This is a genomic window from Burkholderia sp. L-4 (genome assembly GCF_056856535.1).
On sequence record NZ_JBXEOX010000002.1, the window covers coordinates 1,302,871 to 1,317,568 of the forward strand.

At 70.1% G+C, this 14,698-nt stretch carries 13 protein-coding genes; 5 read left to right on the top strand and 8 right to left on the bottom strand.

The genetic code is table 11. From position 1 onward, the window contains the following. Positions 1-42 precede the first annotated feature (42 nt). Positions 43-1,572, top strand: a complete 1,530-nt coding sequence (locus AC1VVG_RS22750) for a sensor histidine kinase (protein ID WP_482836339.1) — start codon at positions 43-45, stop codon at positions 1,570-1,572. Between the two features lie 44 nt (positions 1,573-1,616). Here the strand turns inward: AC1VVG_RS22750 and AC1VVG_RS22755 are convergent, their stop codons facing one another. The 3 genes from AC1VVG_RS22755 to AC1VVG_RS22765 form a co-directional block, all read right to left on the bottom strand. After that, the gene (locus AC1VVG_RS22755; protein WP_034188311.1) at positions 1,617-2,003 is read right to left on the bottom strand and encodes a tautomerase family protein; all 387 of its coding nucleotides are present in this window, start codon (positions 2,001-2,003) and stop codon (positions 1,617-1,619) included. A gap of 65 nt (positions 2,004-2,068) precedes the next feature. Further along, positions 2,069-2,572, bottom strand: a complete 504-nt coding sequence (locus AC1VVG_RS22760) for an aromatic-ring-hydroxylating dioxygenase subunit beta (protein WP_049030802.1) — start codon at positions 2,570-2,572, stop codon at positions 2,069-2,071. After that, positions 2,569-3,852: an aromatic ring-hydroxylating oxygenase subunit alpha gene (locus AC1VVG_RS22765; protein WP_059559616.1), complete on the bottom strand. Its 1,284-nt coding sequence runs from the start codon at positions 3,850-3,852 to the stop codon at positions 2,569-2,571. Before AC1VVG_RS22765 ends, AC1VVG_RS22760 begins: the two co-directional genes overlap by 4 nt. Before the next feature lie 139 nt (positions 3,853-3,991). Between AC1VVG_RS22765 and AC1VVG_RS22770 the strand changes: the two genes are divergently transcribed. Next, on the top strand, positions 3,992-4,912 hold the full coding sequence (locus AC1VVG_RS22770; protein WP_049030804.1) for a LysR family transcriptional regulator: 921 nt from the start codon (positions 3,992-3,994) through the stop codon (positions 4,910-4,912). A 24-nt stretch (positions 4,913-4,936) separates the two neighbouring features. On the opposite strand, the gene AC1VVG_RS22775 is transcribed toward AC1VVG_RS22770, so the two are convergent. After that, positions 4,937-5,926 (bottom strand): PDR/VanB family oxidoreductase, encoded by a 990-nt coding sequence (locus tag AC1VVG_RS22775; protein ID WP_200089041.1) that lies wholly within the window; start codon positions 5,924-5,926, stop codon positions 4,937-4,939. A gap of 151 nt (positions 5,927-6,077) precedes the next feature. After that, on the bottom strand, positions 6,078-7,475 hold the full coding sequence (locus tag AC1VVG_RS22780) for a spinster family MFS transporter (RefSeq protein WP_069704515.1): 1,398 nt from the start codon (positions 7,473-7,475) through the stop codon (positions 6,078-6,080). Positions 7,476-7,885: 410 nt separating this feature from the next. Between AC1VVG_RS22780 and AC1VVG_RS22785 the strand changes: the two genes are divergently transcribed. Further along, on the top strand, positions 7,886-9,004 hold the full coding sequence (locus tag AC1VVG_RS22785; RefSeq protein WP_059560065.1) for a porin: 1,119 nt from the start codon (positions 7,886-7,888) through the stop codon (positions 9,002-9,004). 32 nt (positions 9,005-9,036) lie between these two features. Here the strand turns inward: AC1VVG_RS22785 and AC1VVG_RS22790 are convergent, their stop codons facing one another. Next, entirely contained in the window at positions 9,037-10,074 is a 1,038-nt protein-coding gene (locus tag AC1VVG_RS22790; protein ID WP_482836340.1) for a LysR family transcriptional regulator, read from the bottom strand. Beyond that, positions 10,071-11,039 carry an AraC family transcriptional regulator gene (locus AC1VVG_RS22795; RefSeq protein WP_124670857.1) on the bottom strand — a complete coding sequence of 323 codons (969 nt, stop codon included), beginning with the start codon at positions 11,037-11,039 and terminating at the stop codon, positions 10,071-10,073. Before AC1VVG_RS22795 ends, AC1VVG_RS22790 begins: the two co-directional genes overlap by 4 nt. Positions 11,040-11,188: 149 nt before the next feature. Here AC1VVG_RS22795 and AC1VVG_RS22800 point away from each other — a divergent pair, with 149 nt between their 5' ends. Then, complete coding sequence (locus tag AC1VVG_RS22800) at positions 11,189-12,295, top strand: NAD/NADP octopine/nopaline dehydrogenase family protein (RefSeq protein WP_124670858.1); 1,107 nt, start codon at positions 11,189-11,191, stop codon at positions 12,293-12,295. Further along, positions 12,292-13,302 (top strand): 3-hydroxybutyryl-CoA dehydrogenase, encoded by a 1,011-nt coding sequence (locus tag AC1VVG_RS22805; protein ID WP_482836343.1) that lies wholly within the window; start codon positions 12,292-12,294, stop codon positions 13,300-13,302. Before AC1VVG_RS22800 ends, AC1VVG_RS22805 begins: the two co-directional genes overlap by 4 nt. Before the next feature lie 11 nt (positions 13,303-13,313). On the opposite strand, the gene AC1VVG_RS22810 is transcribed toward AC1VVG_RS22805, so the two are convergent. Beyond that, positions 13,314-14,651, bottom strand: a complete 1,338-nt coding sequence (locus AC1VVG_RS22810) for an MFS transporter (RefSeq protein ID WP_175028472.1) — start codon at positions 14,649-14,651, stop codon at positions 13,314-13,316. Positions 14,652-14,698 lie beyond the last annotated feature (47 nt).

Genomic DNA, 14,698 nt, shown 5'->3' on the forward strand with positions numbered 1-14,698 from the left:
GCCTAAAGAAATCTTCAGGTGCGATCGGCGCGCGCCGGTGCTATGTTGGATTTCCGGCCGCGCGATGCCGCGCGCCTTCATCCGGATCCGATCATGAGTTTCCCCGACGACGACGATTTCCACCGGCTGCTCGACGCGCTGACGACCTGCGTGCTGCTGCACGACGCTCGGACGAAGGCGATCGTGTGGGCGAATCGCGCCGCGTGCATCGCGCTCGGTTTCTCCGTCGAGGAGTTGCTGCCGCTGAAGGCGCCGGACATGACGCGGCCCGAGCCGAAATACCAGCGCGAGATCGCGGTGAGTGCCTGGGATCGTGCGCTCGTCGACGGGCCGCAGGTGTACGAGTGGTGCTATCGCTCGCGTACGGGCGTCGACATGCTGTCCGAGGCCACCGCCACCTACGTGCCGCTGCGCGGGCGCGACGTCGTGATGGTGCAGTTCCGCGACATCAGCGCGGAAGAGGCGGTTCGCCGGCAGTTGCGCCGTTACGAGGCGCGGCTGCGCGAGTTCATGCAGGATCTCGACGAAGGCATCGCGGTCGTGACGCCGCACGGCGGCGTGCAGTTCATCAGCGAATCGGGCCGCCGCGTGCTCGGGCTCGCGCCCGACGAACCGCTCGGCGCGGTGCTCGACTACTGTTCCGCGGCCGATCGCGACCGGCTCGTCGCACAACTGCGCGATGCGCCGTCGGCGCACCCGTCCGCGCCGCAGCGCTATCGGATCGTGCGGCGCGACGGCTCGCCGTGCTGGCTGCGCATCCTGTGCCGGCAGGTCGAGATCGAAGGCGATCTCGACGGGCTGCTCGTGCAGTTCCGCGACGTGAGCGACGAAGTCGCGATCGAGGACGCGCGGCGTGCGGAGGCGCGGATGCTCGAATACGCGGGCCGCTACAACGCGATGGGGGAGATGGCGAGCGTGATCGCGCACGAGCTGAGCCAGCCGCTCGCGGCCGTGCGCAACTTCATCGAGGGCGCGGTGCGGCGGCTGAACGGCAACGGCGCCGTCGAGGACGCGATCTGGGGGCTGCGCAGCGCGGACCGGCAAGCCGAGCACGCGGCGCTGATCATCAAGAGCGTGCGCGAATTCATCGTGAAGCGCGAGCCGGTCGTCGCGGTCGCCGACCTGCGCGACATCCTTGCCGATGTCGCTTACTTCATCGAGCTGCGCGCGAAGGAAGCCGGCGTGACGGTCGTGCTCGTGCAGGCCGACGTGCCGCTGCCGATCCGCTGCGAGCGCGTGCTGATCGGGCAGGTGATCCTGAATCTCGCGTTCAACGCGATCGAGGCGTTCGCCGGCTGCGAGCGCCTGCCGCGTACGCTGACGCTCGCGACGGCAGACCTCGCCGGGCATGCGGAGCTGCGCGCGATCGACAACGGTCCCGGCATCGCGGAAGGTGCGCACGACCGGTTGTTCGACGGCTTCTCGTCGTCGAAAGCCGGCGGCAACGGCATCGGGTTGTCGCTGTGCAAGAGCATCGTCACGCGTCACGGCGGGCGGATCGCCGCGAGCCCGGCCGGCGGCGGCGGCCTCGGCTGCCGCGTGACGTTGCCGCTCGCCGGCGCACCCGCGTAGCCGCCGCGTCGCGTCGCGGCCGGGCAGCGACGCGCGGCGCGCGCTCATCGTCCCAGCGCCCGCGCGGTCTGGCCGCCGATGCCGAAGTCGGTGGCCGGAATGTCCTTGATGATCACGCGCGTGGCTTGAAGCGGCGCGTCGAGCACGCTCGCGCCCGCGTCGGACAGCGCGGCGATCAGCGCGCGTTTCCGTGCGTCGGTGCGGCCGGCGATCAGGATCGCGACGATCACCGGCAGCGACGGCGGCGCGCCGTCCGCGGCACTGCGGCCGCCGAGGCCGACATGCGTCGCGGGCAGCTCGGTGAGCAGCACGCGCACGGATTCGGCCGGTGCGCCGATCGCGTCGACGGTCGCACCGGTCAGCCGCGCGATCAGCTCGGCCTTGCGTGCGTCGTCATGGCCGGCCGGCAGGAAAACTTCGAGTGTGGGCATGGTGGTCCGGAAAGGTGAAGGTTGCCGGCTCACCTTTGCACTTGCAGCGGTGAACCGGCCGCGGCTTACAGCAGGAAGCCGATCGCGCTGAGTGCTTCGGTCGAGTCGATCAGGCGCACGACCTTCTCCGCGATCCGCATCTCGCCTTCGGCATCGACGTGCAGCGTGTGCGTGACGTCGGCCGCGAACAGCGTCGCGGCGCCGCGCTTGTACGCGACGACGACCTGCGCCGATTTCAGCGCGACGGTGTCGGCGCCGCCGCTTTCCAGCGTGAAGCGCGACACGGTGCGCACCGTGCGCGCCGCGTCGGTCGCCGAGGCCGAATAGCCGGACACCATCCGCTGCACGCGCTTCTCGCGCATGTCGTGGTCGTCGAACACGTAGTTCAGCGTCGCCGCGAAATCGGTCGCATCGGGGTCGATCGGCACCACGTAGTGGCCGGCGGGCTCCCACAGGTCGAGCCAGGCGCGGTAGTCGCGGCGGTCGAGCATCTCGGCTTCGCGCCACACGAATTCGACCGCGCGGGCGAAGGTCTGCTCGGAAAAGAGGGCGTTGCGGTCGTCCATCATCGTTGCTCCATCATCTTGCGCCATTGCTGGTAGGCCTCGCGCATGCCGGTCTCGTCGGTCGCATGGGCGGTCTTTTCGCCATTCGCGGCGGTCGTTTCGCGGTTCAGCCCGCGGTTCACGAGGATCGGCACGTCGGGGCCCGCATGCGCGCCGCGCTGCACGCGCTCCCACGCTTCCGCGTCGTCGGGGCTGCCGAACCCGAACGGGCCCTGGAAGTGCTCGTGAATCCGCAACCGCTCGCGGTTCGCTTCGTCGGGGCCGCCGTCCATCGCGAGCGCGACGTGGCGAATCTCGGTTTCGTTCGCGGAGATCGGCCGCAGCACGCGGAAGAACGCCATCGACAGCGCGAGGTTCGGGAACAGGTTCAGGTTGAAGCCGACGCCCATCAGCGAGCGCACGATTCGGCGCACCTCGTCCGGCGCGTGACGTTCGGCGAGCGTGGCCGCGAGCGGCGCGAAGCGCTCGGGCAGCGGCGCGCCGTCGTCTTCGTCGAGATCGATCAGCTCGGGCATCAGCACCGCGAGGCTGTGGCCGTTGCCGAGCCCGCGGCAGAACGCGTCCTCGCTCGTCATGAAGCTCGTGATCGCGGCGGCCGTCTCGTCGTCGATCGACTTCATCCACGACTTGTGCACGACCGGAAAGTGGTAGAGATCGGTGGTGTTCTCGAGCTGGATCTTCCAGTTGCCCTTGAACTTGAACTTGTGCTCGCCGTTCGCCTTGATCGGGTAACCGGCGCCCTGTTTCATGAACAGGTCGATCCACGGTTTCGCGCCGCCGAGGAAATCCTCGAGCGGTTCGACGGCGTCGTTGAAGCTCGCGAAGATCAGCCCCTGGTACACGCCGACGCGCAGCTTCACGAGCGGCAGGTCGCCCTTCTCGCACACGCCTTCGTAGCCGTCGCCGTACGGCAGCGCGCGCAGCGTGCCGTCGAGTGCGTACGACCAGCTGTGATACGGGCACGTGAAGCCTTTCGCGTTGCCCTTGTGCGCTTCGCACACGGTCGCGCCGCGATGGCGGCAGCGGTTCTGCAGCACGTTGATTTCGCCCGTCCTGTCGCGCACGACGATTACCGGCTGGCGGCCGATCGTCGTCGTGATGAAGTCGCCGGGGTTCGGCAGCTCGCTCTCGTGCGCGACCCAGATCCAGGTGCGGTAGAAGATGCGGTCGAGCTCGGCTTCGAACAGCGCGGGGTCGTGATACATCGCGGGCGCGATGCGGTCGGGTTGCACGAGACCGTGCAGCGCACGGGTGTCGATCGTCTGGTAGGCAATGTCGCTCATCGTCGTCGTGGGGAAAGAGCTGCGAAATCGGGCCGCGTCGCGCGCGGCATCGAGTACCCAGTCTCGTCTTCCGCTACATATCCGTCAAATTGATCTAAAATTGGCCGTTCAATAAATGCGGCAAATGACGGAGGCTACAATGACGTCGGTCGATCATCTCGATCTGAACCTGTTGCGCGTATTCCAGGCGATCGTCGAGGAGCGCAGCCTGACGAAGGCCGGCGAGCGGCTTGCGCTGTCGCAGCCGGCCGTCAGCTATTCGCTCGGCCGGCTGCGCACGCTGTTCGACGATCCGCTGTTCGTGCGCACGCGCTCGGGCATGCAGCCGACGCCGGTCGCGCTGGAGCTGGCCGGCATCGTCGGCAAGGCGCTCGACATGGTGCGCGTGGCGCTGCGCTACGCGGAGCGTTTCGATCCGGCCACCAGCACGCGCACGTTCCGGCTGTCGCTGTCGGATGCGGGCGAGATGGCGTACCTGCCGGCGATCTGCCGGGCGCTGCGCGAGCGCGCGCCGCGCGTGACGCTGAGCGTGCAGCCGCTGCCGGTGGAGGAGATCGAGGAAGCGTTGCGGGCGAGCCGGCTGGATTTCGCGATCGGCAACCTGCCGGAGCTGATGCCGCGCACGCGTCACCAGGTGCTGTTCGAGGAAACCTACGTGTGCATGACGGGCCGCCGGCGCGGGTTGCCGGCCGGCGCCGCGCTGGGTCTCGAGCCATTCGTGCGCGCCGCGCACGTCAACGTGAAGTCGGTCGAGCACAGTCATCACGCGCTCGACGACGCATTGCGCGCGCAGGGCGTGGGCCGCAACATCGCGCTGGAAGTCCCGCACTTCGTCGCGCTGCCGAGCGTGCTGTCGGTCACCGATCTCTATGCGACGCTGCCGAGGCGGCTCGCGCAGATCCTGAACCGCGACAACGCGTTCCGCCTCTATGACCTGCCCGTCATGCTGCCGCCCGCACCGGTGACGATGCACTGGCACGAGCATTTCCACGAGGACGAGGGCAACGCATGGATGCGTGCGCTGCTCGCCGAGATCGTCGAGCGTTTCGACGACGCATGACGGCCGCGACGCGCGCGTCGAATCTCAGAGATCGAGCACCAGCACCGCCGAGCGCGCGCGCGACACGCAGCAGCAGATCACCGTGTTGCTCGCGCGTTCGGCCTTGCTGAGGCAGTGGTCGCGATGATCGGGCTCGCCGTCGAGGACGGGCACCATGCAGGTGCCGCACACGCCTTCGCCGCATGACGTATCGACTTCGATGCCGATGCGCGCGAGCGCGTCGACGATCGACGTGTCGGGCGTCACGCGCACCGATTGTCCGCTGCGTTGCAGCCGTACCTCGAAGCCGTCGACCGGACCGGGATCGGCGCCGGTCTTGCCCGCCTCGGCGGCGACGGGTTCCGCCGCGAAACGTTCGAGATGGATCGAATCGTCGGGCACGCGCGTCGCGGCCGCCGCGACGACCGCGTCCATGAACGGCCCCGGGCCGCACGTGTAGACATGCGCGCGAGCATCGAGCGGCGCGACGCAGCGGCCGAGTTCGGCCGCGAGCGTATCGGGCTCGACACCGTAGTGGAACGTCACGTGCGGCGCGAACGGCTCGGCCGACAGCGCGTCGACAAAGGCCGCGTGCTCGCGGCTGCGTGCGAAGTAATGCAACTGGTAGCGCGCGCCGCGCTTGTGCAGCGCGTACGCCATCGACAGCAGCGGCGTGATGCCGATGCCGGCCGCGATCAGCACGTGCTCGCTCGCGTCGTCCGTCAGGCGAAACAGGTTGCGCGGCGCGCCGATCGACAGCTCGGCGCCGACGGCCACGTCGTCGTGCAGCGAACGCGAGCCGCCGCGCGACCGCGCTTCCTTCTTCACCGCGAACAGGTAGCTGCCGCGCTCGTCGGGGTCGCCGCACAGCGAGTATTGCCGCGTGATGCCGGACGGCGCGGTGACGTCGATATGGGCGCCCGGTTCGTACGCGTCGAACGGCTGGCCGTCGACGCGCGAAACCCGGAAACAGCGGATGTCCTGCGCCGCGTCGATCAGCGCGTCGATCCGGACCTGGTGGCGGTTCGCTTGCATGGAAAATTCCGTGGGGTAGGAGGAGCGCGGCGCGGCAGGCACCGCGCCGTCATGCGATCGAGAATAGGGACGGGCGTCGCATAAATCAAATCGATTAAAAAGCAATGTCCTAATCAGTGGGGCGGATAATGGTCGGTTGGCGCGATGGCGCTCACCGCACGGCGATCGCGTCGCCCGCATCGGCTGCCGGCAGCGGCGCCGCCGCTGCCTGGCCGCGTTCGCGATCGAGGCTGCGGCGATAGTGCCGGCAGCCGGCGGCGAGCAGCAGCGCCGCGAGCGTGGCCGCCGCGACGTTGACGATCGACATCGAATGGCCGACCGCGGCCGGCGCGCCGAACACCCGATCGGTGAACAGCGCGACGACGGTCGTGCCGATCCCGAGCGCGATCAGGTTCGACACGAGCAGGAACAGCGCGGAGATCTGCGCGCGCATCTGGTTCGGCGCGAGCGTCTGCATCGCGGCGGTCGACGTCGGCATCGGGAACGACGCGAAGAACATCGCGACGACGAGCATGGCCAGCGACGCCGGCAGGCTGTCGAGCTGCGTGAACAGCGTGGCGGGAATCACCATGCAGGCGGCGCCGAGCGCGCCCGCGCGCATCGGCGCATCGGCACGGCCGCGCCGCAGCAGCCAGTCGTTGAGCCAGCCGCCGCAGAACACGCCGGCCGTGTTCGCGACCAGCAGCACGATGCCGAGCGTGTAGCCGGCTTCGACGGCCGTCATCCCGAAGCGGCGGATATAGAACGCGGGCGTCCAGCTCAGCAGGCAGTACAGCGTCATCGCATAGAACGAGAAACCGAGGTAGTGGCACGAGAAGGTCGCCCGATGCGTGCCGACGAAGCGCAGCGAGTCGCGCATCGACACGCGCCGCACGGCGCCCGAGCGATCCTGCGCGAGCCCCTTGCGCTGCGGGTCGCGCACGGTCGCGGCGAACAGCAGCGCGACGAGGATCCCCGGCAGCCCGACGATCAGGAACGTGACCTGCCATGCATGCACCTGCCCGACGACGGGCAGCGTGAACGCGCTCGCATGCTTGAGCAGCGCGATCACGTAGCCGCCGATCAGGAACGCGACGCCGCCGCCGATGAACGAGCCGAGCGAATACACGGCGATCGCGCGCCCGAGCTTCTCCTTCGGGAAGTAGTCGGCGAGCATCGAATACGCGCCGGGCGACAGCGCGGCCTCGCCGACGCCCACGCCCATCCGCGCGACGAACATCTGCACGAACTGCTGGCTGAGCCCGCATGCGGCCGTCGCGACGCTCCACAGCGCGATGCCGAGCGAGATGATGCGCGGGCGCGCGTAACGATCGGCGAGATACGCGACGGGCAGCCCCATCACCGCGTAGAACAGCGAGAACGCGAAGCCGTTGAGCAGGCTGAACTGCGTGTCGGACAGGTGCAGGTCGCGCTTGATCGGCTCGATCATCAGCACGAGGACCTGGCGGTCGACGAACGAAAAGACGTACGCGAGCATGCAGATGACGACGACATACCATTCGTACGTATAGCGCTTGCCGTCGGCAGCGCGGGCCGGGGATGCGGACATGCGGATTCTCCAGGAGCGGGCGGTGGAAAAGCGCGGCAGCGGCCTTGCGGGCCGGGCGCCGTCGCGGCGCGAAAGCGTGCGGGTGACACGATCGGAGACGCAGCGTAGTCGGCCAAATTCGGCTGCCATAGGCGGAGTGACAGCGGCGCCACACGGACATTTACCGACCCGGATAAAGAAAACACCGAGGCCGTGCTCACGGGCCGCCGCGCGGCACGCGTGCGGCGGGGCGCGCGCGCATCATGCGGCGCATCTATAAGCGTTATGGCGCGCATTGCGTCGACATCCGAAATTGTCGTTTCTAGACTCGGCCCGTTTTTGATCGGCAGCGTTGGCCGTTGGCGGCGAACGCGCATCACACCACGCGGCGCGGCGCCGACCGACGCCGGCACTTCCACGGGACGACGAAGATGAACCAACCGAACGGGCGGGCCGACCGGCTTGCCGTACCGCTTGCCGCGCTGCTCGCCTGCGCCGCGCTGCCGGCCGCCGCGCAATCGAGCGTGACGCTCTACGGCCGCATCGATACCGCGGTCGAATACGCGAATGCCGGGCCGAACCATGTGGCGCGCATGGGCAGCGGCAACTTGTGGGCGTCGCAGTGGGGGCTGAAGGGCGTCGAGGATCTCGGCGGCGGCTACGCGACGATCTTCAAGCTCGAGGACGGTTTCAACGCGGGCAGCGGCGCGCTGTCGAACGGCAGCGCGCTGTTCGGCCGCGAAGCGTGGGTCGGCATCACGGGGCCGTTCGGCGGTGTGCAGTTCGGCGAGCTTTACACGATCCTGCATACGACGCTCGTCACGTACAGCCTGCCGGGCCTCGGCGCGGGGCTCGCGTGGGGCAACGCGACCAACAATTTCGTCGGCCCCGCGTTCCTGCGCGTGCGCAACGCGATGCGCTACACGTCGCCGCGCTACGCGGGCTTCATGCTGCGCGCAATGGCCGCGCGCGGCACCAACGGCGCGGCCGGGCAGCCGGCGACGCTCGGCGACACGTATGGCGCGGGCATCAACTACGTGCGCGGCGGCCTGTCGGTCGACGTCGACTACATGCAGCAGAAGTTCAGCCCCGTGGCGGCCTCCGCGCTCGGCGACACCAGCCCGGCCGCGAACGGCAACTACACGCTCGGCGCGATTTCGTACGACTTCAATGTCGTGAAGGTCGCCGCGCTGTACCTGCGCCATCGCGGCGGCCCCGACGTCGCGGCCGCGATCGACAGCCAGAGCGCGTATCCGCACAGCGACATCATGGAGCTGAGCGCGACGGTGCCGATCGGGCGCGCGTCGCTGCTGTTGAGCGTCGGCCATTACCGGAGGGTCGCGGACAGCGACGGCAATGCCGATTCGTACGGCATCCGGTTCGACTATCCGCTGTCGAAGCGCACGGTGCTGTACACGGGCGCCGCGATGGTGCGCAACGGCGCGCATGCGCGCTTCGTCGTCAACGGCGCGGCGGGTGGCGGCGTCGCGGTCGCCAGGCCGGGCGCCACCGCCAGCTCGATCGTCGCGGGCATCCTCACGGCGTTCTGAGCGTCTCGCCCGCGCCGCGCCCGCTCGGGCCGCTACGCGCAGGCAGGCGGCTGCGGCGCGAGCCATGCGTCGAACGGCGCCTGCTCGCCGATGTTGAACAGCTCGAGCAGCAGCGCGCGCAGCCAGCGATGGCCGGGGTCCGCGTCGAAGCGCCGGTGCCAGTACGCGTTGACGGCCCATTCGCCGGCACCCGCGATCTCGTACAGCACGCACGGCTGCCGCGCGGCGAACGTGATCGCGATCGTCTCCGGCAGGATCAGTGCGTAATCGCCGTGCTGCAGCAGCGCGGGCACCACCATGAAATCGGGCAACGCGGCGCGCACGCGCGGCATCAGCGCGTGCCGTTCGAGCAGTTGCATCGACTGCGGATGCGACGTGACCGCGACGAAGCGCAGCGCCTCGGGCGCGGCGCCGTCGAGCACGAAATCGTCGGGCAGCCCGGCGCGCCGCGCGGTGCGGCGCGGCATCAGCAGCACGCAGCGCTCGTGCAGCAGCGCGGTGCGCTGGAAGTGGCTCGAGGCGTCGGCGAAATGCCCGAGCGCGAAGTCGATGCGCCCCGATTCGAGCGCGACGTTGAGCTGGCATTCGTCGACGTGCAGCGTCTCGATCACCGCGCCCGGCGCGCGGCGGTCGAACGCGGCGAGCAGCGTCGGCAGGAACGCGCTCGCCGCGAAATCGCTCATATGCAGGCGGAACACGCGCTGCGTGCTGTCGGGCGTGAAACGCGACCCTTCGTCGAGCACGTCCTGCAGGATCGCGAGCGCCTTGTCGACCGAGATCGCGAGCCGCTGCGCGCGCGGCGTCGGTTCGACGCCGGTGCCGGTGCGCACGAACAGCGCGTCGCGGAACATCAGCCGCAGCCGGCCGAGCGCATGGCTGACCGACGGCTGCGTGACGCCGAGCCGTAGCGCCGCGCGGCCCACGTGCCGCTCCTCGTAGACCGCGCGAAACGTCTTCAACAGGTTGAGATCGAGATCCTGCACGCGCAAGCCGTCGGGCGAGTCGGCGTCGTGCGATGAAGGTTCGGGGCGGGCCGGCATCGGCGGGCGGCCGGTTGCGGCGTGCATCATCGTGTCTGCCTCGCGGTAACGGAAGGCGCATGGCCGTAACGCCGCGCATAGGCCTTCGCGAAATGGCCGAAACCGTGGACGCCGTGCGCGATCAGCACGTCGGTCACGCTGCGCGCGTCGCCGCGTTGCAGCGCCGCGTGTACGGCCGTGAGCCGGCGTTCGCGCACGTACGCGGCGGGGGTGGTGTCCAGGAACGCGCGGAACGCGTGCTGCAGCGTGCGCGGGGCGACGCCCGCGACGGCCGCCAGCGCGGCGAGCGCGAGCGGCTCGCCGAGATGCGCATCGACGTGGTCGCACGCGCGGCGCACGTATGCCGGCAGCGGCGGCGTACGGTGCGCGAGCGCGTCGCTGTACGCATGCGGCAGGTGCGTGAGCAGCAGCGACATCAGCCACGCGGTGAGGTCCGCGCCGAATATGGGCGACGCGGTGCCGATGCCCGGCTGGGCGCCCAGCCGGCACAGGTATTCGAAGGTGGGCAAGACGAGCGCGGCGCCCGTGTCGCCGCTCGCGAGCGCGAACTGCAGCGGCCGCGTGAGTGTCGTCTGCAGCATGTCCTGCAGCTTGCGTTCGAGCGCGCCGCGCTCGAGGCGCAGCACGAGATTGCGGCAATCGGGGCTCGTGCGCAGGCGGCTCGCGCGCGCGGGCGACGACACCGTCAGCTCGCCGGGGCCCGCGCGCGCAACGACATTGCCGGCCCGCAGCTCGCACGCGCCGGCGAGCGTCAGCCTGAACAGGAAATGATCGGCGTCGTCGCCGAACTCGATGTGCGTTTCGCGGCCGTAGCAGAGTTCAAGCAGCGCGCCGTGGTGCAGCGGCACTTCGTACAGCTCCGCATGAAACGGATCGCGGCCGCACGCGGCCATCCGGTGCGGCCCGAGCCGGTGCGCGACCGCGCGTTCGACGTCGTCGGGCGCCTGCAGCGTGCCCAGCCGGTTCGGCGCATGGCGGGAAAGGGCGATGTCCATTCGTAGACCTCGTGGCGGATGCCGGGGCGCGGCGGGATGCGCGGCGCCGCGATTGCGTTGCGCGAACGGGCGTGTCGTTGCGCGTTTTGAAGCGACGCGGCGCGGGCCGCCGCGTAGTCTCGGAAACACTCAATCACCGGGAGACGGCAATGAAGGTATGTGTTCTGGGCGGCGGCCACGGCTGCCATGCGGCGGCCATCGACCTGCTCGAGAAGGGCCACGACGTGACGTGGTGGCGGCGCGACCGGGAGCCTCACGCGCGGCTGCGCGAGCTTGGCGTGCTGAACGTGACCGACTATCGCGGCAAGCGCGCGGTGACGCTCGGCGATGCGCCCGGCGCGATCCGCCTGACCGACGATCTCGCGGCCGCACTGCGCGGCGCGCGGCTCGTCGTGGTGCCGCTGCCGTCCACGTCGCACGATGCACTCGCCGCGCAGGTCGCGCCGCTGCTGGCGGACGGTCAGGTCGTGTTCCTGCCGCCGGGCACGTTCGGCAGCTTCGTGTTCGCGCGCGCGGCGGCCGATGCCGGCAACCGTTCGCGCGTCGCGTTCGCCGAAACGGGCACGCTGCCGTATCTCGTGCGCAAGCATGGCGACAACGAGGTGGTGATCAGCGCCTATGCGACGCGCCTGCCGACCGGCGTGTTGCCGGCGAGCGCGGCCGGCTGGGCGTTCGACGTGCTGCGCGCGGGCTATCCGTCGGTCGAGCCGGTCGAGGATGCGTTGTCCGGCGCGCTGATGAACGCAGGCCCGGTGATCCATCCGCCGCTGATCCTGATGAACGCCGGGCCGCTCGAGCACTTCGACGCGTGGGACATCCACAACGAGGGCACGCAGCCGTCGATCCGCCGCGTGACGAACGCGCTCGACGCCGAGCGCATCGCGGTGCGCGAAGCGCTCGGTTACCGCGCGCCGCATTTCCCGCTCGCGGATCACTACGCGGCCGAAGGCGACGAGTGGATGTACGGGCGCGGCGCGCACGGCAAGCTGACCGAGAGCGGCGACTGGCGCGAGAAGATCGATCTGCGCACGCATCGCTACATGCTCGAGGACACCCGGCTCGGGCTGTCGTTCGTCGTGTCGTGCGGGCGCCGGGCCGGCGTGCCGACGCCGGTCGCGCAGGGGCTGCTGAGCATCGCGAGCGCGGTCGCGGAGCGCGACCTGTACGCGGAAGGCCGCACGCTGGAGCGGCTCGGGCTGGCCGCGCTGTCGAACGACGCGCTGCGCGCGCTGCTCGACAACGGGTACGCGGCATGAAGGCGGCCGCCGATGTGACGCGCATCCACGTGCTCGGCGCGGGGCGCATGGGGCAGGGGATCGCGCTCGTGTTCGCATACGCGGGCCTCGACGTGACGCTGATCGACTTCAAGCGGCGCGATGCGGCCGGCTGGCGCGCGTTCGGCGAGCGCACGCGCGACGGGATCGCCAGGCCGCTGCACGCGCAGGTCGCGCTCGGCGGCATCGATGCCGCGCAGGCCGAAGCGGTCGTCGCGCGCATCGCGCTCGTCTCGCACGACGGCGCGGCGGACGCGGTGCGTGACGCCGATGTCGTGTTCGAGGCGCTGCCCGAGGTGCTGGACGCGAAAGCCGACGCGCTGCGCTGGCTCGGCGAGCACGTCGATGCGCGGGCAACGATCGCGTCGACCACGTCGACGTTCGTCGTCACGGAACTGCAACGCCATGTCACGCATCCCGCGCGGATGCTGAACGCGCACTGGCTCAATCCCGCGCTGCTGATGCCGCTCGTCGAGATCAGCCGCAGCGACGCGACGGACCCGTCCGTCGTCGACATGCTTGCCGCGCTGCTCGGACGCGTCGGCAAGAAGCCGGTGATCTGCGGGCCGGCGCCCGGCTATATCGTGCCGCGCATCCAGGCGCTCGCGATGAACGAGGCCGCGCGGATGGTCGAGGAGGGCGTCGCCAGCGCGGAGGATATCGACACGGCGATCCGCACCGGCTTCGGGCCACGCTTCGCGGTGCTCGGGCTGCTCGAATTCATCGACTGGGGCGGCTGCGACATCCTGTACTACGCGTCGCGGTATCTGGCCGGCGAGATCGGCCCGCGCTTCGCCCCGGCCGCGAGCGTCGTGCGCAACATGGAAGCCGGGCGCGACGGCGTGCGTACCGGCGCGGGTTTCCACGATTATGCGGACGTCGACGTCCCCGCGTACATGCGGCAGCGGCTCGGCGAATTCGCGCGGCTGCTCGAGCACCTGGGGCTCGCGCCGGCGTTCGACGGCGCGCGGCGCGACGCCGGGCGCTGACCGTCGCGCGATCATGCGGCGTCGCCGCGTGAGCCGTCGGCGTGCGGGGTGCGCGTCTCGCGCATCACGCACAGGGTCGCGACGGTCACGAGGCCGAGCGCGACGAGGAACAGCGACACGGGCCACGACGCGTGATAGCGCGCGAGCAGCGCGGTGGCGATCAGCGGCGACATCCCGCCCGCGAAGATCGACGCGACCTCATGCCCGAGCGCGACGCCCGAGTAGCGTACCTCGGTGCTGAACAGCTCGCCGACGAGCGCGGGCAGCGTACCGATCATCGCGCCGTGGCTCACGGCCGTGCCGACCGTCAGCGCGAGCCAGACGAGCGGCGTCGCGCGCGTATCGAGCAGCCAGAAGAACGGAAACGCGCATGCGACGAGGCTCAGCGCGCCGATCAGGTACACGGGCTTGCGGCCGATCCGGTCGGACAGCCGGCCCCACGCGAGCATCGCGCCCATCTCGACGATCATCGCGATCATCACGCCGGTCAGCATCACGCCGTTCGGGATGCCGAGGTACTTGCCGTAGACGAGCGAGAACGCGAGAAAGATGTACGCACCGCCGTTCTCGGCCACGCGCAGCCCCATCGCGAGCAGGATTTCCTTTGGATGGCGGCGGATGCACTCGACGATCGGCAGGTGCGTGCGCGCGCCGCGCTGGCCGGCCTGCTCGAAGTCGCGGCTTTCCGGCAGGTGGCGGCGGATATAGATGCCGATCGCGAAGATGACGATGCTCGCGAGGAACGGCAGCCGCCAGCCCCAGGTGCGGAACAGGTCGTCCGGCAGCGTCTGCGCGGCCAGGAACGCGGCCGACGACAGGACGAAGCCGCCGCCCACGCCGAGCTGGCTCCACGCCGCGTAGTAGCCGCGCTGCTCCGGCGGCGCGTTCTCGCTGATCATCAGTACACCGCCGCCCCATTCGCCGCCGGACGCGATGCCCTGCAGCAGGCGCAGCACGACGAGCGCGGCCGGCGCCCACAACCCGATCTGCGCATAGGTCGGCAGCAGGCCGATCGCGAAGGTCGACGCGCCCATGATCAGCAGCGTCCACACGAGCGACGCCTTGCGCCCGTAACGATCGCCGACGTGGCCGAACACGATCCCGCCGAGCGGGCGCGCGACGAAGCCGAGCGCGAACGCCGCGAACGCGGCGAGGCTGCCCGCGAGCGGCGATGCGCCGGGCGGAAAGAACACATGGCCGAACACGAGCGCGGCGGCCGTGCCGTACACGAAGAAGTCGTACCACTCCATCGCGTTGCCGGCGACGGAGGCGATGACGATCCGGCGCAGCTGCCGGTCGGCGAGCGGCCGGGCGGCGCTCGGGGATTGCACGGTGTCGGTCGGGTACATGGCGGACTCTGAAGGGGGCGGGCGCGTGCCGTCTCGTGCAGCACTGC

Bases quoted from the DNA above. Each gene is read 5' to 3' on its own strand.
- AC1VVG_RS22750 (WP_482836339.1), top strand. From the start codon at position 43: ATGTTGGATTTCCGGCCGCGCGATGCCGCGCGCCTTCATCCGGATCCG.
- AC1VVG_RS22755 (WP_034188311.1), bottom strand. From the start codon at position 2,003: ATGCCCACACTCGAAGTTTTCCTGCCGGCCGGCCATGACGACGCACGC.
- AC1VVG_RS22760 (WP_049030802.1), bottom strand. From the start codon at position 2,572: ATGATGGACGACCGCAACGCCCTCTTTTCCGAGCAGACCTTCGCCCGC.
- AC1VVG_RS22765 (WP_059559616.1), bottom strand. From the start codon at position 3,852: ATGAGCGACATTGCCTACCAGACGATCGACACCCGTGCGCTGCACGGT.
- AC1VVG_RS22770 (WP_049030804.1), top strand. From the start codon at position 3,992: ATGACGTCGGTCGATCATCTCGATCTGAACCTGTTGCGCGTATTCCAG.
- AC1VVG_RS22775 (WP_200089041.1), bottom strand. From the start codon at position 5,926: ATGCAAGCGAACCGCCACCAGGTCCGGATCGACGCGCTGATCGACGCG.
- AC1VVG_RS22780 (WP_069704515.1), bottom strand. From the start codon at position 7,475: ATGTCCGCATCCCCGGCCCGCGCTGCCGACGGCAAGCGCTATACGTAC.
- AC1VVG_RS22785 (WP_059560065.1), top strand. From the start codon at position 7,886: ATGAACCAACCGAACGGGCGGGCCGACCGGCTTGCCGTACCGCTTGCC.
- AC1VVG_RS22790 (WP_482836340.1), bottom strand. From the start codon at position 10,074: ATGATGCACGCCGCAACCGGCCGCCCGCCGATGCCGGCCCGCCCCGAA.
- AC1VVG_RS22795 (WP_124670857.1), bottom strand. From the start codon at position 11,039: ATGGACATCGCCCTTTCCCGCCATGCGCCGAACCGGCTGGGCACGCTG.
- AC1VVG_RS22800 (WP_124670858.1), top strand. From the start codon at position 11,189: ATGAAGGTATGTGTTCTGGGCGGCGGCCACGGCTGCCATGCGGCGGCC.
- AC1VVG_RS22805 (WP_482836343.1), top strand. From the start codon at position 12,292: ATGAAGGCGGCCGCCGATGTGACGCGCATCCACGTGCTCGGCGCGGGG.
- AC1VVG_RS22810 (WP_175028472.1), bottom strand. From the start codon at position 14,651: ATGTACCCGACCGACACCGTGCAATCCCCGAGCGCCGCCCGGCCGCTC.